This is a genomic window from Lichenicoccus roseus (assembly GCF_005844085.1).
GTDB lineage: Bacteria > Pseudomonadota > Alphaproteobacteria > Acetobacterales > Acetobacteraceae > Lichenicoccus > Lichenicoccus roseus.
In genome coordinates, this window is record NZ_VCDI01000001.1 from 788470 (window position 1) to 811567 (window position 23098).

At 67.6% G+C, this 23098-nt stretch carries 23 protein-coding genes and 1 pseudogene; 15 read left to right on the forward strand and 9 right to left on the reverse strand.

What is annotated here, in order from left to right:
• The first annotated feature begins 12 nt into the window (after positions 1–12).
• The gene (locus FE263_RS03485; RefSeq protein ID WP_205880241.1) at positions 13–387 is read left to right on the forward strand and encodes a response regulator; all 375 of its coding nucleotides are present in this window, start codon (positions 13–15) and stop codon (positions 385–387) included.
• Between the two features lie 6 nt (positions 388–393).
• Here FE263_RS03485 and FE263_RS03490 read toward each other — a convergent pair whose 3' ends face one another.
• The gene (locus tag FE263_RS03490; protein WP_138324521.1) at positions 394–768 is read right to left on the reverse strand and encodes an MAPEG family protein; all 375 of its coding nucleotides are present in this window, start codon (positions 766–768) and stop codon (positions 394–396) included.
• Positions 769–874: 106 nt separating this feature from the next.
• Here FE263_RS03490 and FE263_RS03495 point away from each other — a divergent pair, with 106 nt between their 5' ends.
• Together FE263_RS03495 and FE263_RS03500 are read left to right on the forward strand one after the other, a co-directional pair.
• A complete protein-coding gene (locus FE263_RS03495; RefSeq protein ID WP_138324522.1) occupies positions 875–1321 on the forward strand; it encodes a hypothetical protein in 447 nt (148 codons plus the stop codon).
• Positions 1322–1496: 175 nt separating this feature from the next.
• Positions 1497–1904, forward strand: coding sequence for a DUF4112 domain-containing protein (locus FE263_RS03500; protein ID WP_138324523.1), 408 nt, complete (start codon positions 1497–1499; stop codon positions 1902–1904).
• 6 nt (positions 1905–1910) lie between these two features.
• Here the strand turns inward: FE263_RS03500 and FE263_RS03505 are convergent, their stop codons facing one another.
• Positions 1911–3326 carry a phospholipase D-like domain-containing protein gene (locus FE263_RS03505; RefSeq protein WP_138324524.1) on the reverse strand — a complete coding sequence of 472 codons (1416 nt, stop codon included), beginning with the start codon at positions 3324–3326 and terminating at the stop codon, positions 1911–1913.
• A 154-nt stretch (positions 3327–3480) separates the two neighbouring features.
• Here FE263_RS03505 and FE263_RS03510 point away from each other — a divergent pair, with 154 nt between their 5' ends.
• From FE263_RS03510 to FE263_RS03520, 3 genes are all read left to right on the forward strand, one after another.
• Positions 3481–3897 carry a YraN family protein gene (locus tag FE263_RS03510; RefSeq protein ID WP_138324525.1) on the forward strand — a complete coding sequence of 139 codons (417 nt, stop codon included), beginning with the start codon at positions 3481–3483 and terminating at the stop codon, positions 3895–3897.
• Between the two features lie 61 nt (positions 3898–3958).
• Positions 3959–5197 carry a kynureninase gene (kynU, locus tag FE263_RS03515; RefSeq protein WP_138324526.1) on the forward strand — a complete coding sequence of 413 codons (1239 nt, stop codon included), beginning with the start codon at positions 3959–3961 and terminating at the stop codon, positions 5195–5197.
• Positions 5198–5289: 92 nt separating this feature from the next.
• Entirely contained in the window at positions 5290–5562 is a 273-nt protein-coding gene (locus tag FE263_RS03520; protein WP_138324527.1) for a hypothetical protein, read from the forward strand.
• On the opposite strand, the gene rhaI is transcribed toward FE263_RS03520, so the two are convergent.
• Together rhaI and FE263_RS03530 are read right to left on the reverse strand one after the other, a co-directional pair.
• Positions 5499–6815, reverse strand: a complete 1317-nt coding sequence (gene rhaI / locus FE263_RS03525; protein WP_138324528.1) for an L-rhamnose catabolism isomerase — start codon at positions 6813–6815, stop codon at positions 5499–5501. The two genes, FE263_RS03520 and rhaI, sit on opposite strands and share 64 nt — an antisense overlap.
• Positions 6816–6825: 10 nt before the next feature.
• A complete protein-coding gene (locus FE263_RS03530; RefSeq protein ID WP_138324529.1) occupies positions 6826–8952 on the reverse strand; it encodes a bifunctional rhamnulose-1-phosphate aldolase/short-chain dehydrogenase in 2127 nt (708 codons plus the stop codon).
• A 140-nt stretch (positions 8953–9092) separates the two neighbouring features.
• Between FE263_RS03530 and FE263_RS03535 the strand changes: the two genes are divergently transcribed.
• The 9 genes from FE263_RS03535 (at position 9093) to FE263_RS03575 (ending at position 18614) form a co-directional block, all read left to right on the forward strand.
• The gene (locus FE263_RS03535) at positions 9093–9893 is read left to right on the forward strand and encodes a DeoR/GlpR family DNA-binding transcription regulator (RefSeq protein ID WP_138324530.1); all 801 of its coding nucleotides are present in this window, start codon (positions 9093–9095) and stop codon (positions 9891–9893) included.
• A gap of 55 nt (positions 9894–9948) precedes the next feature.
• Complete coding sequence (gene rhaS / locus FE263_RS03540) at positions 9949–10971, forward strand: rhamnose ABC transporter substrate-binding protein (protein WP_138324531.1); 1023 nt, start codon at positions 9949–9951, stop codon at positions 10969–10971.
• A 9-nt stretch (positions 10972–10980) separates the two neighbouring features.
• Positions 10981–12462 carry a sugar ABC transporter ATP-binding protein gene (locus tag FE263_RS03545; protein ID WP_138324532.1) on the forward strand — a complete coding sequence of 494 codons (1482 nt, stop codon included), beginning with the start codon at positions 10981–10983 and terminating at the stop codon, positions 12460–12462.
• Positions 12455–13441, forward strand: coding sequence for an ABC transporter permease (locus tag FE263_RS03550; RefSeq protein WP_138324533.1), 987 nt, complete (start codon positions 12455–12457; stop codon positions 13439–13441). The genes FE263_RS03545 and FE263_RS03550 overlap by 8 nt, the downstream gene beginning before the upstream one ends.
• A gap of 10 nt (positions 13442–13451) precedes the next feature.
• Entirely contained in the window at positions 13452–14450 is a 999-nt protein-coding gene (locus FE263_RS03555; protein WP_138324534.1) for an ABC transporter permease, read from the forward strand.
• On the forward strand, positions 14450–14773 hold the full coding sequence (locus tag FE263_RS03560; protein ID WP_171033909.1) for an L-rhamnose mutarotase: 324 nt from the start codon (positions 14450–14452) through the stop codon (positions 14771–14773). Before FE263_RS03555 ends, FE263_RS03560 begins: the two co-directional genes overlap by 1 nt.
• A gap of 8 nt (positions 14774–14781) precedes the next feature.
• Complete coding sequence (locus FE263_RS03565) at positions 14782–16188, forward strand: FGGY-family carbohydrate kinase (protein ID WP_138324535.1); 1407 nt, start codon at positions 14782–14784, stop codon at positions 16186–16188.
• Positions 16185–16931, forward strand: coding sequence for a sulfotransferase (locus FE263_RS03570; RefSeq protein WP_138324536.1), 747 nt, complete (start codon positions 16185–16187; stop codon positions 16929–16931). The genes FE263_RS03565 and FE263_RS03570 overlap by 4 nt, the downstream gene beginning before the upstream one ends.
• Positions 16932–17054: 123 nt before the next feature.
• A complete protein-coding gene (locus tag FE263_RS03575) occupies positions 17055–18614 on the forward strand; it encodes a GGDEF domain-containing protein (RefSeq protein WP_138324537.1) in 1560 nt (519 codons plus the stop codon).
• A 50-nt stretch (positions 18615–18664) separates the two neighbouring features.
• Here the strand turns inward: FE263_RS03575 and FE263_RS03580 are convergent.
• The 5 genes and pseudogenes from FE263_RS03580 to FE263_RS03600 all read right to left on the reverse strand — a co-directional run.
• A pseudogene (locus FE263_RS03580) lies at positions 18665–18913 on the reverse strand (hypothetical protein); the annotation flags it as partial.
• A 187-nt stretch (positions 18914–19100) separates the two neighbouring features.
• Positions 19101–19703, reverse strand: a complete 603-nt coding sequence (locus tag FE263_RS03585; RefSeq protein ID WP_138324538.1) for a hypothetical protein — start codon at positions 19701–19703, stop codon at positions 19101–19103.
• A 59-nt stretch (positions 19704–19762) separates the two neighbouring features.
• Positions 19763–21049 carry a restriction endonuclease gene (locus FE263_RS03590; protein ID WP_171033910.1) on the reverse strand — a complete coding sequence of 429 codons (1287 nt, stop codon included), beginning with the start codon at positions 21047–21049 and terminating at the stop codon, positions 19763–19765.
• A 194-nt stretch (positions 21050–21243) separates the two neighbouring features.
• The gene (locus FE263_RS03595) at positions 21244–22344 is read right to left on the reverse strand and encodes a glutathione S-transferase family protein (protein ID WP_456306561.1); all 1101 of its coding nucleotides are present in this window, start codon (positions 22342–22344) and stop codon (positions 21244–21246) included.
• A gap of 14 nt (positions 22345–22358) precedes the next feature.
• Positions 22359–23078 (reverse strand): hypothetical protein, encoded by a 720-nt coding sequence (locus FE263_RS03600; protein WP_138324540.1) that lies wholly within the window; start codon positions 23076–23078, stop codon positions 22359–22361.
• Between the last annotated feature and the right edge of the window lie 20 nt (positions 23079–23098).

Below are 23098 nucleotides of genomic sequence, written 5' to 3' on the forward strand. Positions count from 1 at the left end.
ATCGGACCGGCCTTGGCTCAGAATGGCTTGCTCAGCGGCCGCCGGGTGCTCGTCGTCGAAGACGACTTCCTGATCGCCGAGGCGCTGTGTGCATCGCTGGAATTCGCCGGTGCCGTGGTGGTCGGGCCGCTGGGAAGCGTCTCGGACGCGATCCGGCTGCTCAGGCAGGACGATCCCGCCATCGACATCGCGGTGCTCGACGTCGATCTGCACGGCGAGAAGTCGTATGCGGTCGCAGACGTGCTGGCCGAACGAGGCGTGCCGTTCCTGTTCACAACCGGCTACAACGTGGATGCGGTCGATGTCGCCTACCGCGACTACCCGCGCTGCGAGAAGCCACTCAGCGAGCGCGCCCTGTTCGCGGCCCTGCAGCCGATGACCGGCTGAGCCGCCTCAGCGCAACAGGGCGAGCAACTCCAGCACGATCCCGATCAGCGCCGCAAACCAGGCCAGGCTGCGCAGTATGGTCAGGTTCAGGGCATAAAGCGGCACATACAGCGCTCGCGACACGACATAGAGCCAGGCGCCGGCCAGGGTGGTCTCGCCGGTCCGGCCGAGCGCCACCGCAGCGAGCAGGGCAGCGGCGAACAGCGGGAACGTCTCGAGGAAGTTCGCCATCGCGCGGCGCAGGCGGGCCGGCGCGCCATACAGCACCTGCGGCTCGTTCTGGTGGCTGGCCGCCCAGGCGAGCTGCAGCAACCCGATCACCACGGCGACGCCAAGCAGGCGGAGTTCGGTCAGGCCTTCAACCGGGGATACAGAAGTCATCGGGTCACGCACTCGAGTTGTCGGTGGGGCGGTCAGGTCCGGACATGGCTGGAGCAAGCGGCGCCGGAATGCAAACATCCTGCTTTCGATCCGAGTCGAGACAGGCATGATGTTCCGAGCCGCCGCCTCTTGTAGCGAACCGCGGCGGCTTGCCGCTCTCGGCCTCGTCGTGGCCCTGGCCGGCTGTGCCGCGCCGCCACCCGCACCCCTCCCGGTCGCCGCTGCCCCGCACGTCGCGGCACCGGCGCCGGCCTCGCAGCCATCCCAGCAGTCGACGCCTGTCCCGACCCTGAACCCGAACACGAGTCCAGGCCCGGGCATCCCCCCATCCGCGTCGCTCGACGAGAACGGTCACCCGATCTTGTTCAACGATCCGCCGGCCTCGCCGGACACCCCGCTGTGCGGCCGCGAAGCCCGCGAGCGCAACGCCATCGGGGCACAGATCCAGGCGGCGCGGGTCGCATCGAGCGGGGTCTGCTCCAGCTTTGCCTGCTACGACCCGCTGACCGCGACCTATATCGGCGCCGACGGCTACACCCACGTCTGCCGCTAGAGCGTGATCGATCATGCTCCGCCTGTCGTTCGGTAGAGCCGCTCGATCCGACATACGGCATCGTGAGGTGATCCCACCTGATCGGATGCCGCTCCAGCCCACCCACGCGGCCATTGATGCCGCGAAGGGTCGCCTCCATCTGCTGACCTGAAGTTCGCAACCAGAGGCGCGACGCATGGCCAGCTCCTACCAAGCTTCATTCGACGATATCCGGACGCCCGGTCCCGCCGGCATTCCCGCGGCCGAGGCGGCGCGCCGGCTGGCGCGGCTGCGGCGCATCGCCTGGGTGATGGATGGCGCCTTCCGCCTGCCCGGCAGCCGGTTCCGGTTCGGCCTCAACAGCATCATCGGATTGCCGCCCGGGGTGGGAGACGCGGCGCTCGCCGCGGTCTCGCTCTACATCGTCTACGAGGCTCGCAAGCTGGGAGTGCCGGGACCCGCTATCGCCCGCATGCTCGGCAACATCGCAATCGAGGCAGCCGCCGGCAGCATCCCGATCGCGGGCGACCTGTTCGACGTGGCGTTCAAGGCCAACCTGCGCAACATGGATATCATCGACCAGCACGTCCGCTCCGCTCGCTAGGTCCGCCTACAGGTACGGCAGCATCAGGCGCGCCGCAGAGTCACGAATGCGCACCGGGAACGAGCGTTGCCCGGTGCGCTCCGCTTCATAGCGTTCGTGCCGGTGGGCGCAGATGAAGGCGTCCAGTTCACGTGCCAGCTCGGTGTCGTGCACCTCGACGTTGAGCTCGAAGTTGAGGCGCAGGCTCCGGACATCCTGGTTAGCGCTGCCGATGAACGACCATTTCTCGTCGACCACCATCAGCTTCGAGTGGTTGAACGGCGGCTCCGACAGCCAGATACGCACGCCGGCGTCGAGAAGCGGGATGTTGTTCGGGGTCCGCGCCCAGTCGATGGCACGGTGGTTGCTCTCCTTCGGCAGCACCAGGTCGATGGTCACGCCGCGCATCGCCGACATCGCCAGCACCGTCAGCAGGCGCTCGTCAGGCAGGAAATACGGCGTCATGATCCGGATGGATGACCGTGCCAGCGCGATGCCCTGCATCATCGCGAACTCGATCTTCTCCAGGTCGGCATCCGGACCCGATGTCACCACCCGGCAGAATGCCGCGCCGACTACCGGCGGATCGGCATAGAACGCTGCCTCGTCCAGATCCTCGCCGGTGGTAAACGACCAGTCCTTGGCGAACGCCTCGGTCAGCTGGTGCACCAGCGGGCCCTCGATGCGGAAATGGGTGTCCGACACCGGATGGCGCGGCCGGATGCGCAACACGTTCTCGGCGGCGATGTTCATGCCGCCGGTGAAGCCGACGCAGCCATCCAGCACCAGGATCTTCTTGTGGGTGCGCAGGTTGATGAACGGCATGCGCCAGGGCAGCGTCGAATGCATGAAGCGCGCCACCGGGACGCCCCTGCGATGCAGCTCCTTGGCGGCGCCGCTGGCGAAATAGCCGCTGCCGATGCCATCGACCAGGATGCGTACCGCTACCCCGCGCTGCTGGGCGGCAGCGATCGCCTCGATGAAGCGGGTACCGATACGGTCGGCCCGGAAAATGTATGAACACAGCAGTAGGCTCTGCTTCGCCTGCTCGATCGCCTCCAGCATGACCGGGTAGGCGTCGTCGCCGTCGTGGAAGCAGCGCACCTTGTTGCCGGGCAGCAGCGGCCGGCCGGTCAGCCGCTCGACGGCCCGGACCAGCGGCGCCAAGTTGCCCTCGATCACCGGCGCATCGACCCCGGCGCCACGGCGGCTGCTCCAGGGACGCACGTTGCTCAGCCGCTGCGCCAGCCGGCGAACCCGGTTGATGCCGAACATCAGGTACAGCAGGCCACCGAAGATCGGCGCCAGCCACGAGAGGCCGATCCAGCCGATCGCCGCCCCGATCTCGCGCTTGGTGCGCAGTGCGTGCAGGGTGACGCAGATCGGGATGACGATGCGGAGCGGCCAGAGCACGTCGTCGAACAGCCTGGCGACGTCGCTCATGGCGGTATCCCCGCTCAGGACCGCTTGCCCGGTTGCCGGCGGACGCCGTCAACCGGATGCAAACCAATCCCTGGCATGCTGGGGAACAGGACGGGCGGGGAGATCGATCTTGTCATCGTCGCAACGATGCCTGTTGCCGGACGATCCGGCCAGGATGCCGCGGATCGAACCTGCACTCCCCGGTCGCACTGTGGCGCGCCGGACGCAGGGCACTGTGGCGCAGATGCGTGGCACGGCCATCGAGAACCAGGTCTGCCTGGCGCTGCAGAGGCGCGGATGGGCAGTGCTGCAGCGACGGGCGGCTACCTGCTGTGGCGAGATCGACATCGTGGCCGAGCATCCGCCGAGCAACCTGATCGCCTTCATCGAGGTGAAGTCGCGCGCGACTTTGTCGGACGCGGCCTGTGCGCTGTCGCGTTGCCAGCGCGCACGGCTGATCGCAGCCGCGGGCATCCTGCTAAGCCAGCATCCGGAATGGGGCGACCGCGGCATCCGCTTCGACCTTGTCGCGGTCGACGGCGCGGGCCGCATGCGGCGCATCACGGATGCCTTCAGGATCGGCGATCGCTGAGGCCGGGCTTTCGCGGGACGAGAGTCGGCTGCTAGTCGTCAAGCGCGCAAGGAGGCCGAAAATGGCGTGGACACTGGCCCGTCTGGAAGCTCTGGACCGCGAAGACGGCCTTTCGGCGTTCCGCGACGAGTTCCGCCTGCCGGAGGGCGTCGTCTATCTCGACGGCAACTCGCTGGGACCGCTGCCACGCGGGACCCCGGGCCGCATCGCCGCCGTACTGGAGCAGGAGTGGGGCGACGGCCTGATCCGGTCGTGGAACGATGCCGACTGGATCGGCCTGCCGGCGCGTGTCGGCGACCAGATCGCCGGCCTGGTCGGCGCACCGGCCGGCAGCGTGCTGGTGGCGGACTCCACCTCGGTCAACCTGTTCAAGCTGCTGGCGGCCGGCCTCGCCCTGCGTCCGGAGCGGACGGTCATCCTGACCGAGGACGGAAACTTCCCGACCGACCTGTATGTGGCCCAGGGCCTGGCCCGGCATCTCGGCGACCGCCACACGATACGCAATTTGCCGCCGGAGGCGCTGGTCTCGGCGCTGCGTCCCGATGTCGCGGTCCTGCTGCTGACCCATGTGAACTACCGCACCGGCGCACTGCACGACATGGCGGCGCTGACCGGGGCGGCCCATCGCAACGGCACGCTGGTGCTGTGGGACCTTGCGCATTCGGCCGGCGCGGTTCCGGTGGATCTCGCGGGCTGCGACGCCGATTTCGCCGTCGGCTGCGGCTACAAGTTCCTCAACGGCGGACCGGGGGCGCCTTCCTTCCTGTATGTGGCGCCACGACTGCAGGCCGGCATCCGCTACCCGATCACCGGCTGGCTTGGTCATGCGGAGCCGTTCGGCTTCCATGCCGACTTTTGGCCGGCTGCTGGAATCGGCGCGGCGGCCATCGGCACCCCCTCGATCCTGGCCCTCGCGGCGCTGCAGGTCGGCGTAGAGATCGCCCTGCGTGCGCCGATGCGGGCGGTGCGGGAGAAATCTTGCCGGCTGGGCGACATCCTGATCGAGCTGGTGGCGCAGGAGTGCCCGGACCGGCAACTGGCGCTCGCCACCCCGCGCGAGGCGGCCCATCGCGGCAGCCAGGTCTCGTTCCGGCATCCCGACGCCTATCCGGTCATGCAGGCGCTGATCGCACACGGCGTGATCGGTGATTTCCGCACCCCCGACATCCTGCGCTTCGGTCTCACCCCGCTGACGATCCGCTACGCCGACCTCTGGCGGGCCGTGTCGGTGCTGCGCGACGTTCTGGAGAGCGGCGAATGGCGGCGTGAGGTGCACCGGGCGCGCCGCCTGGTCACGTGAAACCACCCGGCTAGTATTCACGCCTGTTTATGATTGAATTTTGAATACCACTGATCTAGGGTGTTGTTGAGATCAGGGGGGGGGGACAGACGATGCTCGAATCCAGCGTGGTCGAGGTCGACGGCGTCTTCGTAGGCGCGGCGATCCTGCATGCCAGAACGATGCGGTGCAGCTTCTTCGCCACCCACGAGCGGGTCCGCGCCCTGCATGGCTGCACCATGCCGGATCTGGACGCCGTGCGACGCCGGGCGGCCGAGCAGTTCCGCGCTGCCGGGCGTCCGCACCCCCAGGCGGCTGGGCTTCAGACGATGCCGCCGCCGCCGCCCGCGCGCTTCGGCCGCCTGCCCGCGCAGGCCTGCCGGTAGCCGCTGGCGCGATAGGCGGCGAGCGGTTCGATCGCCGCACCCTTGCGGAACCGCGCAGTGGCCAGGATGGGCGCCACATCGGTGGTGAAGGCGCGTTTGAGGACCTGGTTGGCCATCATCGCGTCATTGCCCTCCTGGTATTCCGACAGCGCCATGCGATCGACCAGCAGTGCCTGGGCATAGGCGCGCTGGATCTCGATGGCGGACGAGATCAGGCTCTCGATCGGGTCGGTGACGTTGTGCGACTGGTCGATCATGTAGGCGGGTGCCACGTCGAGCCGGCCCGCCCGCTCCGCGTCCACCAGTTCGTGGAAAACCAGAAACAGTCGGAACGGGTCGATCGCGCCGGCATCGAGATCGTCGTCTCCGTACTTGGAATCGTTGAAGTGGAAGCCGGCCAGCTTGCCGGCATGGATCAGCCGGGCGACGATCATCTCGATGTTCACGTTCGGCGCGTGGTGGCCGAGATCCACCAGACAGCGCGCCTGCGGGCCGACCGCCTGCGCCGCCAGCAGCGACGAGCCCCAGTCCTGGATCACCGTCGAGTAGAACGCCGGTTCGTGGATCTTGTGCTCCAGGAACAGCGTCCAGTCCGGTGGCAGGCTGGCCGCGACCTGCTGCACGCTGGCGATGTAGCGCTCGAAGGCCTGGCCGAAGTGGGACTGGCCCGGAAAGTTGGAGCCGTCGCCGATCCAGATGGTCAGCGCCTTCGAGCCAAGCGCCTCGCCGGCGCGGATGCAGTCGATATTGTGCGCGATCGCCTGCGCGCGTACCGCCGGATCGGTGTGCGACAACGAGCCGAACTTGTACGAGAGCGGATGCGCCGCGTGCGCCGGGTGGTCCTGGAAGGTGTTCGAGTTCACCGCGTCGAAGCCGACCCCGAGTGCCTCGGCATGCGCGCGCAAGGCTGCATAGTCCGGCACCTCGTCCCACGGGAAATGCGGCGAGATGGTTGGCGTGGCGCCGGTCAGGCTGTTGATGACGGCGCAATCCTCGATGCGGTCGAACACGCTGGCGGGTTCGCCGTCGCCGGGGAAGCGGGCGAAGCGGGTACCGCCGGTGCCGGTGCCCCAGGACGGCACCGCAACCGAGAAGCGCGCGACCTGGGCGGTGACCTGCTCGATGTCGATGTCGCGCCGCGCCAGCTTCTCGCCGAGGAACTCGTAGTCCCGCGCAGCCTCGGCTTCGAGTGGACGGTTGAGCCCGGCACGGTAGTCACGGTCCACCGGACGGATATGGCTGATCTGGTTCATCGGGCGCCCCTCAGCGGGAGAAGGCCGGCGCGTGGCCGGCATCGACGTTCAGGATGTTGCCGGTCGACTTGCCGGAGCGGGCTTCGCTGGCAAAGAAGGCAATGCCCTCGGCGATATCCTCGGGATAGACACCACGCTTGAGCATCGAGCGCTCGATATAGACGCGCTCGAGATCCTCGCGGCTGGTGCGGTTCGACGCCGCGCGCTGGTCGCCCCACTCGCCCTCCCAGATGCGCGAGCCGCGCAGCACCGCATCCGGATTGACCACGTTGGAGCGGATACCGTGCGGCGCGCCCTCCAGTGCCAGGCAGCGCGAGAGATGCACCTCCGAGGCCTTGGCGACGCAGTACGCCGACGCACCCGGCGAGGCCACCATCGCGTTCTTCGACGCCACCAGCACGAGCGAGCCGCCGGTGCCCTGCTGCTTGAGCAAGCGGAACGCCTCGCGGGTGACCAGGAAATAGCCGGTCGACAGGATCGACAGGTTGCGGTTCCACAAGGCGAGGCTGGTATCCTCGATGGCGGCCGCCGACGCGATGCCGGCGTTGGACACGCAGATATCGATGCCGCCGAAGGCCACCGCCGCATCGGCATACAGGGACACGACCGCCTGCTCGTCGGTCACGTCCACCCACAGCCCGACAGCGGCATCGGGCCCGTGGCTGTGTCGCAGCGCGGCCTCCGACGACGCCAGCACCTCGCGGTCGATGTCGCAGATCACGATCGCGGCGCCCTCGTCGGCAAGCCGGCGCGCGGTTGCCATGCCGATGCCGCCGGCGCCGCCGGTGATCAGCGCCACCTTGCCGGCGAGCGGCTTCGGGCGGCCCATCCGCTGCAGCTTGGCTTCCTCGAGCAGCCAGTATTCGATGTCGAACGCCTCCTGCTCCGGCAGGCCGCGATACTCCGAGACCGCGGACGCGCCGCGCATGACGTTGATGGCGTTGGTGTAGAACTCGGCGGCGATGCGGGCGGTCGCGCGGTCGGCGGCGAAGGTGACCATTCCGACGCCCGGTATCAAGTACACCACCGCGTTCGGGTCGCGCATGGCGGGCGAGTCCGGGCGCCGGCAACGCTGGTAGTAGGCGGCGTAGCCCTCGCGGTAGGCGGCGATCGCCGGCGCCAGCCGCGGCAGGATGTCGGACGCCTGCTCGCGGGCGGGATCGAACGCGATCACCAGCGGCGCGATCTTGGTGCGCAGGAAATGGTCCGGGCACGAGGTGCCGAGCGGCGCCAGTTCCGACAGTGCCTGCGAGCATACGAAGTCGAGTACCGCCGGACTGTCGTCGAAATGTCCGATGCGGGTTGCGACCTTGCCGTCCCCGGCGGGCGTGGCGATCAGGCCGCGTATCGCCGGCATGATCGCGGCCGCCACCGCACGCCGTGCATCCGGCGGCAACGCTGCGACCTTCTCGCCTTTGAACGCCGGCTTCCCGGCACTCTGCCGGGCGAGCCAGGCGGTGGCGTGGTTGATGGTGTCGATGGTGGTCTCGTAGCACTCCTTCTGGGTGCGTCCCCAGGTGAACAGCCCGTGCGCTTCCAGCACGACACCACGCGCCTCCGGGTTCTCGTCCACGAACTCCTGCAGCCATAGTCCGAGTTCGAACCCCGGCCGGCGCCATGGCACCCAGCCGATCGTGCCGCCAAAGATCTCGCGGGTCAGGCGCCGGCTGTCGGCGGACGCGGCGATGGCGATGATCGCGTCCGGATGCACATGATCGACATGCGGCCACGCGATCAGCCCGTGCAGCGGCGTGTCGATCGAGGTCGCGCGCGGGTTGAGGTTGAAGGTGAGATGCGGGTACAGCCCGACCATCGCATCCTCCTGCTCCGGACCGCGATAAAGCGCCTTCGCTTGCAGCAGCTTGTCCATGTAGAGGGTGGAGAAGCCGTCCAGCTTCATGCTGCCGATATCGCCGCCCGAACCCTTTACCCACAGCACGGTGACAATCTCGCCAGTGAGCGGATCGGTCATCGGCAGCTTCGAGGAGGTGTTGCCGCCGCCATAGTTGGTGACGCGCTTGTCGGAGCCCAGCAGGTTGGAGCGGTAGAGCAGCAGCGCCTCTGGCGACAGGGTGGCCGCGTGGGCATCCTCCCAACGATTTTCGAGCAGCGCGAGGCCGGATGTGGCGGTGTCCATGGGGGGCTCCGAGCGATCAGCAATACACACTCCCATGCCGATCAAGATCGATCAAGACCGACCATCAACACTCAGGGACGCTTGACGACGCGCCGGTCTGCAAGCAACCTGATCATACTTGCATTGGAACTGGTCCCACCGTGCTCGAGCGTGAGCGTCACAGACTTATCCTCAGGACGGCGGAAGAACGCTCGGTGGTGAGCGTGCCGGACCTGTGCGAACTGCTCGGCGCATCCGAGGCAACCATCCGGCGGGACATCGCGGGCCTGGCGGAACGCGGCGAGGTGCGCCGCGTGCGTGGGGGTGTCGAGGCGCTGCAGCCGCGCTACGAGCCGCATCTGGTGGGCACCCCGTTCGTGTTCAGCCAGGATGTGCAGGCAGCGCAGAAGCGCGCGGTGGCACGCGCGGCCGCGTCCCTGATGCAGCGCGGAGAGAGCCTGATCATCGGCGGCGGCAGCACCACCTTCTGCCTCGCCGAGTTCCTGGAGGACCGGGAGCTCGACATCATGACCAACTCGTTCCCGCTGGCCTCGCACCTGGTCAGCCACAGCCGCAACCGGATCACCCTGCCCGGCGGCACCGTCTATCGCGAGCAGTCGATCGTGCTCAGCCCGTTCGACGACGCGACCCAGCATTTTTGGGGCCGCAGTTTCTATACCTCGTGCTACGGGCTCAACCGCTTCGGCATGATGGAGAACGATCCGCTCATCGTGCAATCGCAGAACAGGCTGCTGGCCAGCGCGGAACGTGTCGTGGTGCTGGCGGACAGCCGCAAGCTGCGCCAGTACTCGTCGATGATCGTCATCCCGCTGGCGCGCATCGCAACCATCGTCACCGACTGGGAGGCGCAGCCTGACGAGCTGCAGCCCTTCAGCGACGCCGGGATCGAGATCATCGTCGCAGCCGCCGAGGTGGACGCGCCAGCCCGGCAGGTCGCCTGACGCACTCATTCAGCAAGGCCGTCGCAAGAACGGCCTGGACAGGGAGAACATGGACATGAACAGACGAGACCTTCTGGCGGGCCTGACCGCGATCGGCGGCCTTGCAACCGGGAGCCTGCTGCTACCAGCCGGGGCGCGCGGCGCCGGGCGCCCGGTGCGTATTGCCATCGTCGCCAAATCGCTCGGCAACGGCTTCTTCAATGCGGTGCACCTGGGCGGCGACCAGGCCGCCGCCGCCATCGCATCCGCCGGCGGCAACAGGATCGAGGTGATCTTCACCGGGCCTACCAACACCGCCGCCGAGAACCAGATCGACGTGATCAACGCCCTGATCGCGCAGCATGTCGATGCGATCGCGATCTCGGCGAACGATCCGGACGCGCTGGTGCCGTCCTGCAAGCGCGCCATGCAACGCGGGATCAAGGTGATGGCCTACGATTCCAGCGTCGCGAAAGAGGGCCGCATCCTCTATCTCGCCGACGCTACCGACCAACAGGCCGGCGATGCCTGCCTCGATCTCGCCGCCGACGCCTGCAGCGGCCATGGCAAGGTCGCGATCCTGTCGGCGACCGCGACCTCGACCAACCAGAATTCCTGGATCGCGGCGATGAAGGCGGACCTGCCGAAGCATCCCGGCCTTGACCTGGTGACCGTGGTCTACGGCGACGACCTCTCCGACAAATCGTATCGCGAGGCAACCGCGCTGCTGCAGAAATACCCCGACCTTGCGGTGATCATCGCGCCCTCGACGGTGGCGATCACCGCCGCCGCCAAGGCAGTGGACGATGCCGGCAAGACCGGAAAGGTTTTCGTCACCGGCCTTGGCCTGCCCAGCGAATGCGCCGGCGCGGTCGAGAAGGGCACCATAAAGAGCTTCGCGATCTGGAACCCGGTCGATATCGGCTACGCGGTGGTCGAGATCGCCAACACCCTGGTCGCGGGCAAGGGCGGCCCCGGCAGCAGCATCACCGCCGGCAAGCTGGGGCCGATCGCGTTCGATGCCGACGGCAACGGCACCCTCGGCAAGCCGACGACGTACGACAAGAGCGACATCGCGGCGGCGGCCAAGCTCTTCTAGGACCATACGGTGCAGCCGATCCTGTCGCTCGACGGCGTCGCGAAATCGTATGGCGGCGTGAAGGCGCTCACCAGCGGGGCACTCGACCTGTATTGCGGCCAGGTCACCGCCCTGCTCGGCGAGAACGGCGCCGGCAAGTCGACGCTGGTGAAGATCATCACCGGGATCGTCCATGCGGACGGCGGCACCATCACGCTCGACGGCAAGCCGGTCGTCATCGAGAGTGCCGAGCATGCGCGCAGCCTGGGGATCAGCGCGATCTTCCAGGAGCCGGTGGTGTTCGACGCGCTCACGGTGGCGGAGAACATCTTCATCACCGGCCGGCCCTTGAAAGGAAGATCGGTCGACTGGCCGACGATGATGCGGCGCTCGCGCGAGATCCTGGCCGAACTCGATCCGTCCATCGATCCGGCAATGGTGCTCGGCAGGCTGTCGGTGGCGCAGCGCCACCTGGTGCAGATCGCCCGCGCGCTGTCGAACGACGCGCGCATCGTCATCATGGACGAGCCGACCGCCGCCTTGTCGCATCGGGAGGCGGAAGAGCTGTTCGCCATTACCCGGCGCCTGCGCGACGAGGGCCGCGCGATCCTGTTCATCTCGCACAAGTTCGAGGAAGTCTTCGCCCTGTGCGATCGCTACGCGGTGTTCCGCGACGGCGCCGGCGTCGGACAGGGCACGCTGCAGGGAATGAGCAGCGAACGGCTGATCACCCTGATGGTCGGCCGACCGGTGGACCAGGTATTCCCCAAGCAGGTGGTGGCGATCGGCGAGGAAGTGCTGCGCGTCGAAGCCCTGGGACGTTGCCTCGAATACGAGAACGTATCATTCGACGTGCGCCGCGGCGAGATCCTCGGGGTGTACGGCTTGATCGGCGCCGGACGATCTGAAGTCATGCACGCGCTGTTCGGGACGGCGCCGGCGGAGACCGGGCGCATCGTGCTAAACGGTGAGACGGTCAGCATCCGCTCGGCGCAGCAGGCGATCGCCCACGGCATCGGCCTGGTGCCGGAGGATCGCCAGCGGCAGGGCGCGCACCTGCGGCTGGCGATCGGCGACAACATCACCCTGCCCTCGCTCGGCCGCACCACCCGCGGCGGTTTCCTCAGTGCGCGGCGGGAACGCGAACAGGCGGCGCCGCTGGCCGAGCAGCTCGGCGTCAAGATGTCCGGCTTGCGCCAGCGGGTCGAGGACCTGTCGGGCGGCAACCAGCAGAAGGTGGTGATCGCCAAGTGGCTGGCGACCGCGCCGCGCGTGCTGATCCTGGACGAGCCGACCAAGGGCATCGATGTCGGCGCAAAGGCGCAGGTGCACCGGCTGATGGGCGAGCTCGCTGCGAAGGGCGTCGCCATCATCATGGTGTCGTCGGAACTGCCGGAAGTGCTCGGCATGGCGGACCGCATCATGGTGATGCGGCGCGGGCTGGTACAGGGCATCGTGCCGCGCAGCGAAGCGACCCCGGAGCGGATCGTGAAGATGGCCACCGATGCCTGAGAGTTTCCTTCGCCTGCTGCGTACCCGCGAGGCCGGCCTGCTCGGCCTGAACCTGCTGCTGCTGGCGGCGATCGCGCCGTTCTTCCCGGCTTTCCTGCGGCCAGGCAGCCTGGCCGGCCTGCTCGACGACACCGCGTTGCTGATCCTGCTCGCACTCGGCGAGATGCTGGTGCTGCTGACCCGTGGCGTGGACCTGTCGATCGCGGCCAACCTCGCCTTCACCGGCATGGTGGTGGCGCTGCTCGACCAATACCATCCGGGGCTCGGCCTGGCGCCGGTGCTGATCCTGTCGGTGCTGATGGGCGCGGCCCTGGGGGCGGTCAACGGCCTTCTGGTCTGGCGGCTGCGCATCCCCTCGATCGTGGTGACCCTCGGCACCCTCTCGATCTATCGCGGCGCGGTCTATCTCGCATCCGGCGGCAGGTGGGTGAACAGCAACCAGATGTCGCCGCAATTCCTCGCCTTCGTGCGCCTGCAGCTCGGTGGCGTGAGCATGCTGTCCTGGATCGCGATCGCCTGCGCGGTGCTGGTGGCGCTGTTCCTGCGGCGCAGCGTGCGTGGGCGCGACCTCTATGCCGCGGGGAACAATCCGTCGGCGGCGCTGTATGCCGGCATCGATGTCGGCGTGATGCAGTTCAGCGCGTTCCTGATCGCGGGCGCCATAGCCGGCCTGTGCGGCTATCTCTGGGTGTCGCGGTATGCGGTCGCCTACACCGATGTCGCCAGCGGCTTCGAGCTGCAGGTGATCGCCGCCTGCGTGATCGGCGGCGTATCGATCTCAGGCGGGGTCGGCAGCGTCGCCGGCGTGGTGCTCGGCGCCCTGTTCCTCGGCATCATCAAGAACGCCTTGCCGCTGGTCGGTGTCTCGCCGTTCTTCCAGATGGCGGTAAGCGGCGTGGTCATCACCGGCGCGGTGCTGATCAACGCACGCGGCACGCAGGCCTCGGCCTTGCGCATCCTCGAGCGGCGGCCCGCGTGAGGATGCATCCATGAGCGACGTCAGCCTGTCCGCCCGATCGAAGGCGCGCGTGACGCGGCGTCCGTGGCACGCGCTGGTCCGGTGGGAAACCCTGCTGGTGCTGGCGATCCTGGTCGACTTCGCGATCAACGCGCACGCCTCGCCGTATTTCCTCGATCCCTGGACGCTGTCGGACGTGACCGTCAGCGTCGCCGAAAAGGCGGTGGTGGCGCTCGCGATGGCCTTCCTGGTGATGGCGGGCGAGATCGATATCTCGGTCGGCGGCATCATTGCACTGGCATCGGTGTCGATGGGCCTGGTGGCGCGCGCCGGGCTGCCGCTGCCGCTGGTGGTCGCGAGCGGGATCGCCACCGGACTGCTCGCAGGTTGCGTCAACGGGGCACTGGTCACCATCGGCCGGGTACCCTCGATCGTCGCCACGATCGGCACCATGACCCTGTTCCGCGGCATCGCCTACGCCGTGCTCGGCGACGGCGTGCTCAAGACCTACCCGCCGGGTTTTGCCTGGCTCGGCCAGGGTTCGGTGGCGGGACCGGTCTCGTTCGAACTGGTGCTGTTCGTGGCGCTCGCCGCGGTGGCGATCGTGCTGCGGCACGCCACCGCGTTCGGTCGCCGGGTGGTGGCGACCGGCAGCAACCCCGAAGCCTCCCGGATGTCCGGCATCGCCACCGACCGGCTGCGCTTTGCCTTGTTCGTGGCGGTCGGCACCGCCGCCGGCCTCGCCTCGGTGCTGCTGACCTCGCGCCTCGGCTCGACCCGGCCGTCGATCGCGCAGGGCTGGGAACTCGAGATCATCACCATGGTGATCCTCGGCGGGGTCGCGATCGAAGGCGGCATCGGCACCATCCCCGGCGTGGTGCTGGCGGCGATCCTGATGGGCCTGGTGACCTTCGGGCTCGGCCTGCTCAACGTGCCCGGCATCGTGATGTCGGTGGTGACCGGCACCATGCTGATCGTCGTGGTGGCGGTGCCGGCGGCGCTTCGGCGGTACGGTGGCGGGCGGCAATGATGGACAGGCGCGAAAAGATCGCATTCCGCATGCAGCTCGATCCCGGCAAGCGGGCCGAGTATCGCGCGCGGCACGATGCGCTATGGCCCGAACTCGCCGCACTGCTGCGCGAAGCCGGCATCGGCGACTACAGCATCTTCCTGCACGAGCCGACCGACAGCCTGTTCGCCGTGCTGCGCCGTGCGCGGGATCACCGCATGGATGAGCTGGCCGGGCACGAGATCATGCAGCGCTGGTGGCGGCACATGGCCGACATCATGCGGACCGATGACGCCGGCCAGCCCGTCACGGAGCCGTTGCCGATGCTGTTCCACCTGGAGTGACGGTCTCGATGCCAGGAGCCGCGGAGATATCCTGGAGAGCCGGCGATCTGCTGGTGGTGCTCGATATCGGCAAGAGCAACGCCAAGCTCGTGCTGCTCGATCCAGTGAGCGGCATCGAAATGGCCTCGATGCGCTGGCCGAATGCCTCGCGGCCGGGCCCGGTTCGGCAGCTTGACCTGGCCGGCCTGACCGGCTGGCTGTTGTCGTCGCTGGCAGCCCTGCCGGAGCGTCACCGGATCGCTGCGATCGTGCCGGTCGCGCACGGGGCTGCCTGCGTGATGCTCGACCACGAGGGCGAAGCGCTGCTGGCGCCGGACTACGAGGACACGGTGCTCGACGACGCCTCCGGACTCTATGACGGCCTGCGCGATCCTTTCGAACTCAGCCTGTCTCCCGCACTCCCGGTCGGCCTCAATCTCGGCCGGCAGATCCATCACGTGCAGCATCGGCATCCCGGGCTGTTTCGCCGCGTCGCCTGCATCCTTCCGTACGCGCAGTACTGGGCCTTCCTGCTGTCCGGCATCGCGGCCAGCGAGGTGACGTCGCTCGGCTGCCACACCGACCTCTGGTGGCCGCAGCAGAACCGGTTTTCCGCCCTGGCGATCTCGCAGGGTTGGGACCGGTTGTTCGCGCCGCTTCGCCCGGCGAAAGACAGGCTCGGACCGGTCCGGCCGGAGATCGCCGCGCGCTGCGGTCTGCCGGGGGACTGCGCGGTGCTCTGCGGCATCCATGATTCGAACGCCTCGTTCCTGCGCCATCTGGTGCATCGAGGAGGCGCCCACCGCTCCGGGCGCTTCGCGGTAATCTCGTCGGGCACCTGGACCGTCATGCTGGCCAGCAACGTCGACGCCCGCGTGTTGCGGCCACAGCGCGACATGCTCGGCAATGTCGACGCCTTCGGGGCGCTGGTCGGCACCGCGCGCTTCATGGGCGGGCGTGAATATCTCGGCGTGGCCGGCGATGCGGGCGTACCGCCGGACTGGGAGGGCCTGCATCATGCGCTGGCCGCGAACGCCCTGGTGTTGCCGTCGTTTGCGCTCGGCGGGCAGTTCCCGGGGCAGGTGGCCGAACTGATGAATGCGCAATCCCTGGATCCGGTGTCGCGTGCGTCTCTCGCCACCTTCTATGTTGCGCTGCTGACCGACGTGGCGCTGGATCTGCTCGGCGCCGGCGGTGACCTGATCATCGACGGTCCGCTGGCCAGCAACCCGCTTTATCCCGCCCTGCTCGCCGGGCTGCGTCCCGACTCCGCCATACTGCTCGGCGAGGATGGCGCCGGGTCGGCCGGCGGCGCGCGCTGCCTGCTGCTCGGCGTCGCGGCCGAGCCGCCCGCCCTGCGACCGGTATCGCCCGGTGACGGAGCGTTGGTGCGGGCGGCCCGCGCGAGGTGGCGGGACGCCATGCAGAAGCGATGAGCGTGCTCTGGTGCCAGGGCATGTTCGCGAGCGGCTCGACCTGGCTCTACAACGTGGCGCTGGCCATCGCGACCGACCTGGATGGCGGCCGTCCGCCGCACGGCCGTTTCGTATTCGACCTGTCCGATACCGCCGGGTTGGAGAACGATGCCGTCCGACACGTGGTCAAGGCGCACCAGGCACGGCACGGCGTCGAGGCGGTGGCGGTGCGGTCCGACGCAATCCTGGTGACCCTCCGCGACCCACGCGATGCGGTGGTGTCGATGATGCTCTACCAGGGGTTCTCGTTCTACCGCGCGTTGCTGAACGTCCGCTACGCCGCCGAAGCCTGCATGCTGCTAGCCGCCCAGCGCCAGGCGGTGACGCTGCATTACGAACTCGGCTTCATCGACGATCCGCAGACGGTAGGCGGGATCGCGCGACATCTCGGTGGCTCGCTGCCGGTGCAGCGGCGCGACGAGATCTTCCGATCCACGCGACGGCCGGCGGTCGAGGCCTTCATCGCCGAACTGGAGCGTCAACCGACCACCATCACCGACCGCTTCGGCGATGTCTTCGACCTGGCGAGCCACTGGCATCGGCATCATGCCGGACGCACCGGCGAGATCGGGCGTTGGCGCAGGATGTTATATCCGGCCCAGGTGACCGGCATCGAGACGGAGCTACGCGGCTGGATGGAGACCTTCGGCTACGCGCCCCTGCAGTCGATTCTGCCGCGGGACGGACGCAGGACCGGCCGGTAGTTGGTGTTCCGGCGTGCATCTGGTCCAGGCCGGTCCGGGTCAAATTAACCGGATCTTGAGTGACGCCTCGTATGCTTCCCATCGATCGAGAAGCTCTGATCGGAACATGGCGGGAAAGTAGAGATGCGACCCGAAAACTCTCGCGCCTGCCGTGCAGCAGCCGTCGACGACACGCTGCACCAGACGTGCCTGGTGCTGCAGGCCGACGATGCCAGCACGTTCGAGCTGGCGCCGGTGTCGCTGTGGCTGGAAGATCTGAGCGCGGTCCGCAAGCTGCTCGAAGACTGGACCAGGGCCGGGATGGTCAGTGTACGCGATCATGTTGCCGCCGATCCCGCGCGCCTTGCCAGCCTGCGGGCCGCCATGGTGGTCCTGAAGGTGAACCGCAGGACGCTCACCCTCTATGAGGCACGAGATTCCACGCACCTGCTGGAGAACCTTCGCCGCGTGTTCGATGAGGAAACGGTGCCGGCCCTCCTGCACTCCGTGGAGGCTCTATGGGACAGCCGCACCGGCTTCTCGACCAGCGCCATCAACACCACGCTCGGCGGCCGACGGCTGGAAATCCAGTTCTGCGGCAATATTCTGGCCGGGCATGAGGAGAGCTGGGACCGTGTGCTGATCGCCGCGGAGGACGTCACCGGGCTGCAGGAAGCCCGGCGCGAAGCGGCCAGTGCCGCCGCCTATGCAAGGGGACTGTTCGAGCATTCGCCGGTTGCGCTGATGGTGAAGGACTTCAGCGGGGTGAAGCGCCTGCTCGACACCGAGGTGGCGCCTGGATGCCTGGATCTGGGTCTCTTCATGGATACCAGCGAGGATTTCCGGCTGCGCTGCATCGAGGCGATGCGGATCATGGACAGCAACCGACAGAGCCGTCGCCTGCTCGGGACTGCGGATGCCGGAACCAGCACTGGCCGTCACATTGATCTGTTGCACAGCAATTTCGCATCCACCCTCCGTGACCGGGTGATCGGGCTCTGGAACGGAGAATTGTTCCAGGAACGCGAGACAACTTTGACCCGCCTCGATGGCAGCAGGATCCACGTGCACGAGCAGGTGTCGGTGCTGCCCGGCCATGAGCGCGATTGGGCGCTGGTCCAGGTGGCATGGCTCGATATCACCGCTCGCAAGGCGGCTGAACTTCACCTTGCGCAACTGCGGGATCATGATGCGCTTACCGGCGTATTTGGCCGCGCCTACTACAACCTCGAACTGCTCAGGCTTTCCTGCTTCGACATCGGTCCGGTCAATGTGCTGGTCGCCGACCTCGATGGGCTGAAGTCGGCAAACGACGATCGCGGCCACGCGGCCGGGGACGTCTTGCTGCAGCGAGCCGGTGCGCTCCTCGCCAAGGTCTGCAGGACAGGATGGACTATCGCCAGGACCGGCGGAGACGAATTCGTCATGCTGATGCCGGCGCCGCGACAGCACGATCTGGTCGATGTGGTGCTGGAAATTCGCGACCGTCTCCGGGCGGACAATATCCTTTGGCCGGCACCGGGACTGAGCCTGTCGATCGGGGTTGCCACGCGTATCTCGGGTGAGGCGCTCGCCGATACCGTCAGCCGTGCGGACGCCGGCATGTATAGAGAGAAGCGCAAGCACCACAAGGAACGTCGGTCAGACTCGACCCCTTCCTACGAGGAGGCAAAAGGCGGTCTGACCGCGGCGGCAGGACGGTAGCAGCCGCGTAGAGGAGTGGACCTCTACGGACGTGTGGCGTCGACGGGAACGCCCTGATGCTCCTGGTCGTAGGCCTGCGCCTTCTGACGTACGCTCTTGCGATACTGGTGACGCTTCCACATTCCGACCGCGCAGCCACCGGCAGCGCCGGCCACGCCATGATGCGCAAGGTGACCACCAACCGCGCCGACGGCGCCGTACTTCAAGCAACCGCCGGGCTCTGCCTGGGCGATCGCCGGCGACAGGCTGCCGGCCAGCAGGGTGACTGCGGCAAGGCGGCGAAGGGGAGAGTGCGTCATATGCTCTTGATCCTCTGGGAACAGGTCGAACCTGCCGCGACAACCAGGGGCGCGACGGGCGCTCAACGACGCTTCGACGAGACGGTTCCAGAGTTTTGCACACCGTGACGGACAATCTGCGCCGGTCCCCGCGGCAGCCACAAGACCGGGCTGTCGCCGCCGGCCGCCCGGTCGGTGTGCAGAGGTATCAGCTCTCCGCTTCGGCCGGGGTCACAGACTCCTTTTTCGGCCGGCGGCGGACCGGCTTTGCGACGGCGGCCGGCGGCTCCGGCGTCTCGGCCGGTGCGGCGGCGGCGCGCTTCATTTCCTTGTTCTGCTCACGCAACCGCGCGACTGTCCGCTCGAGCTTGATGACGTGCGCTTCGAGCTCGGCCTTGTTGCGCTTCGGCGCAGCTTTTGCGGCGGCGGTGGCCTTGGTGGTCCTGGTCGCCTTGGCCGGCGTTGCCTTGACACGGTTCTTCACGCCGGGCGGACGACCCGGACGCCGCTTCGGGGCAGCGTCTGCGACCGTACGGGAAGTTGCGGATCTGCTTTTCACTGCTGCGCGCGCCATGGTGCCCGATTCGATTTGTTGATCGCGGAAAATACGCGGTTCAGTCTCATTGCTTAAATCCGCACGAAGAGCAAGAAATCTCTGCGCTTCGGTCAAGGACATCGGTTGAGGCAAGTAATGAACTGAGCTGCCGGCGACGGCTTGTTCGAGCGGCGACCGCTCTCCGGCGGTCCGGGCGGGATCGCCGGAGAGCCGCCATTCCCGCCTGCCGGATATCCAGGTTTGCAGTTCCGCCAACGATCTTTGGGAGGGCAGCGAACACCGCCGCCATGAATGGTGGCGCGGGAGAAGCCGCTTCAGGCGCCGAACGACGCCAATTCGTGGTCCTGCAGAAGAACGACGCCAGTACGATCCGCAAGCTGACGCGCAGCCTCGGTATAGCGGCTCCTCGAGACGATCGCAGCCAGGTCGCTGCGCTGCTTCTCGCGCGCCAGACAGGCATCCTCGACGGCCTGGACGTCCACCGGCTCCGATGAGACGTGGCATTGCAGTGCCAGGAGCCGCGCACCGCGACGGGCAATGACATCAGGCTCGCGGTTGCCGCCGGGCGGCCGCGTGCGCGCATCCCAGCCGGCAAGCCGCAACATCGAAACGCAACGGCTCTTGTAATCGGCGAGTGCGCCCGGAGCGGCTGCGGCGCGAGCCGGCTGCAACGGACGATCCGGGAGCTTCGCCTGCGATGCCATCGCCACTTCATCCGGGGCACCGCGATATTGCATCGGCCGTACCCCAGGGCCGGCCGGGACAGGCGCCAGCTCGGTGTCCGTCATCCGCTCCGCGAAGGCTGCCTGCGCCCGCGCCCGCAGACGCCACGTGATGAAGGCGAACAGCGCCAGCAGGCTACAGAGCAGGCCGAAAAATAGGAACGCCCCGATTACCCGCCCGATCCGCTCGCTACGCAGCAGCGCAGCCGTCGGCATGATCGGCGTGAATGCCGGGGCAAGCGACGGCAGCACCGAGCCTGGCGCCGGAGTTGCGGTCGGCGCGGGCGACGGGCCAACCGGAGTGGCTCGCGGCAACGGAACTGCGGGCGGCTGAATTGCCGGGGGTTGCACCGCCGCAAGCGGGCCGGGCCGGGCCGGCGCAGCGATGCGCGGAATCGCATGCCAGGCCCGCACCGCATCATGCAAGCGGCCGTCGATCTGACGTATCCGGTGCTCCGGGTGGTGGTGCTCGGAAGCGGTGGCGACGCGGCGTGCCGGCGCTGCTTGCCTGGCTGCCCTCGCATCGAACTCAGCCTGCATCAGCGAGCCGTTGAAGTACAGCGGCGGCTGGCCGGCCCGTGGGTCCCGACGGCGCAGCAACAGGAGATGCGGTTCGCTGCTGGCGATCCAGTCCCATTGCTCGCCACGCCGGATGGTGAAGCAGCGACCCGCCCTGCGGATATGATGGCGCCATGCCGGACTGCGGGCATGACGGCTGTCCAGGGCGAGGGTGGCGAGCGGATCGACGCAGGCAACCCCCGCCGAGAGGCTCCGATAGTGTTCAGCTGCTTCCGACGGGAGCGATATCAGGAGCGAGGCGCCGAGGACCAACCGGATCGAGCAGCGTGTCTGCGCCAGCCTATGGAACCGTGCCATCATGACGGATTGCTGAAAGTTCCGCTGTTTGTGGGACGACGTTGCCAGATTGAGACGGTTGCGTAAATCCCGGATCAACAACCCTCGCATGAGCCTCTGGCCGGCAATTCAGGCTTCTGGCGAAAGCATGTCTTATCAGTTGGATAGCAACCGGCTCATCCCGGACGGGGCAGCGGCCAACCGGATGCGGGCAACCCTCAGACGCGTCGTCGGGCCGGCGCCTCCCAATCCAGCACCGGCCCTATCGGCACGATACGGTTCGGGTTGATGGTCGGATGGCTCCCATAGTAATGGCCCTTGATATGGTCGAAATCGACCGTACCGGCGATGCCGGGCGTCTGAAATAGCGCACGTGCGTAGTCCCAGAGTTCCGGGTAGTCGATCAGCCGGCGCAGGTTGCACTTGAAGTGGCCGACGTAGACCGCATCGAAGCGGAACAGCGTCGTGACGAGCCTGATATCGGCTTCCGTCAAGCGCTCGCCGACCAGGAAACTCCGCCGCGAGAGGCGCTCCTCGAGCCAGTCCAGGCTCTCGAAGAGGCTGTGGACGGCCGCTTCGTAGACACCCTGGCTGGTTGCGAAGCCGGCCTTGTACACGCCGTTGTTGACGGTGTCGTAGACGCGCGCGTTGACGTCGTCGATCTCGCGCAGCAGCGCGGCCGGGGTGAAGTCCCCAGGCGTCGCACCTACTCCGTCGAAGGCGGAGCCGAGCATGCGCAGGATTTCCGAACTCTCGTTCGAGACGATGGTGCGACGCTGCCGATCCCACAGCACCGGCACGGTGACGCGGCCGGTATAGTCCGGCTTCGCGCGTGCATAGACCTGATGCAGGAAACCGGCGCCTTCCGGATCGGCGATCACGCCCGGACCGTCCTCGAACGTCCAGCCTTGCTCGCCCATGATCCAGTGCACCACGGACAGGCCGATCATATCCTCGAGCCCCTTCAGGCGTCGCATGATCAGGGTGCGATGCGCCCATGGGCAGGCCAGCGAGACATAGAGATGGTAGCGCCCTGCCTCGGCCTTGAATCCGGTGCTGCCATCCGGCGTGACGCGATCCCTGAACCGGCTGCTCTCACGCTCGAAACGGCCGTCCCTGGTCTCGTACCACCGGTCCTGCCAGACGCCGTCGACAAGAAGACCCATGCTAAAGCTCCTTCGGTGGTCACCCATCGGCGCGTGCGACAGGTAGGTCAATTCCAGCGCCTGCCCGAGGGCGACCTCACGCAGATTGGCGCCGGCCGCGTGACCGCCCTCGGTCTGCCCGGAATACAGGAGCGGCGAATGCGGCTGCTGCATGGTCCATGCGATCGTCACTGGTGGTGGTGGAGATGAACGGTTCCGGATAGGCAACGCCCGGCCCAACTGTCTGCAGCGGCGAGATACAGGCCAGGAATTAGCCCCGGGGCCGACACCGAGACGCTGCCGTATTTTCCGACCCGCGAGGCGCCCGCCCCCATGGTCTCGAAGTTCAGCATGTCCAGCAACGGATGCCGAGCCGGCGCGCCGAGATGATGCGGCGCGTAAACAGGTCGCGTCCGACCGCGGCAGGATGATCCAGGGCGCGCTGCCGGCCGGTCTTGAGCGTCGCCTGGCGCCAGTCCGGGCCGAATTCGCCGCCGCCGCGAATGTTGGCGAGAACTCAGACGCCGCCACGACGCATCGAACTGGGCGGGTAGCGATTCGATCCACGTCGCCTGGCCCGATGCGGCGTCGGCAAGCCAGAGCGTGCTCAAGTCGATAAAGCCGGTCATGCCGAGGAAGGCACGGTCGTCGCGCGACGAGGCGCCGGCAATATCTACGGCGACATCGGCGGGCAAGGCAATACGCCGCGCGCGCCACCCCGGCGCCGCTGCGGCTGCATCGTCGGGCGTGAACACCCAGCCCCGGCCGCGGACGTTGTCGCCTGTTTCGGCCACAACCGCATGCGCGGTCACCGTCGCGACGGCCGGATCGCCACCAGCGACCCGGCGGCGATCGGCTCGCCGCCGTGCGGTGTCCAGGCCTAGCCAATCCTGACCAGCGGCGGCCATCCACCAGCCCCTTGACGGTG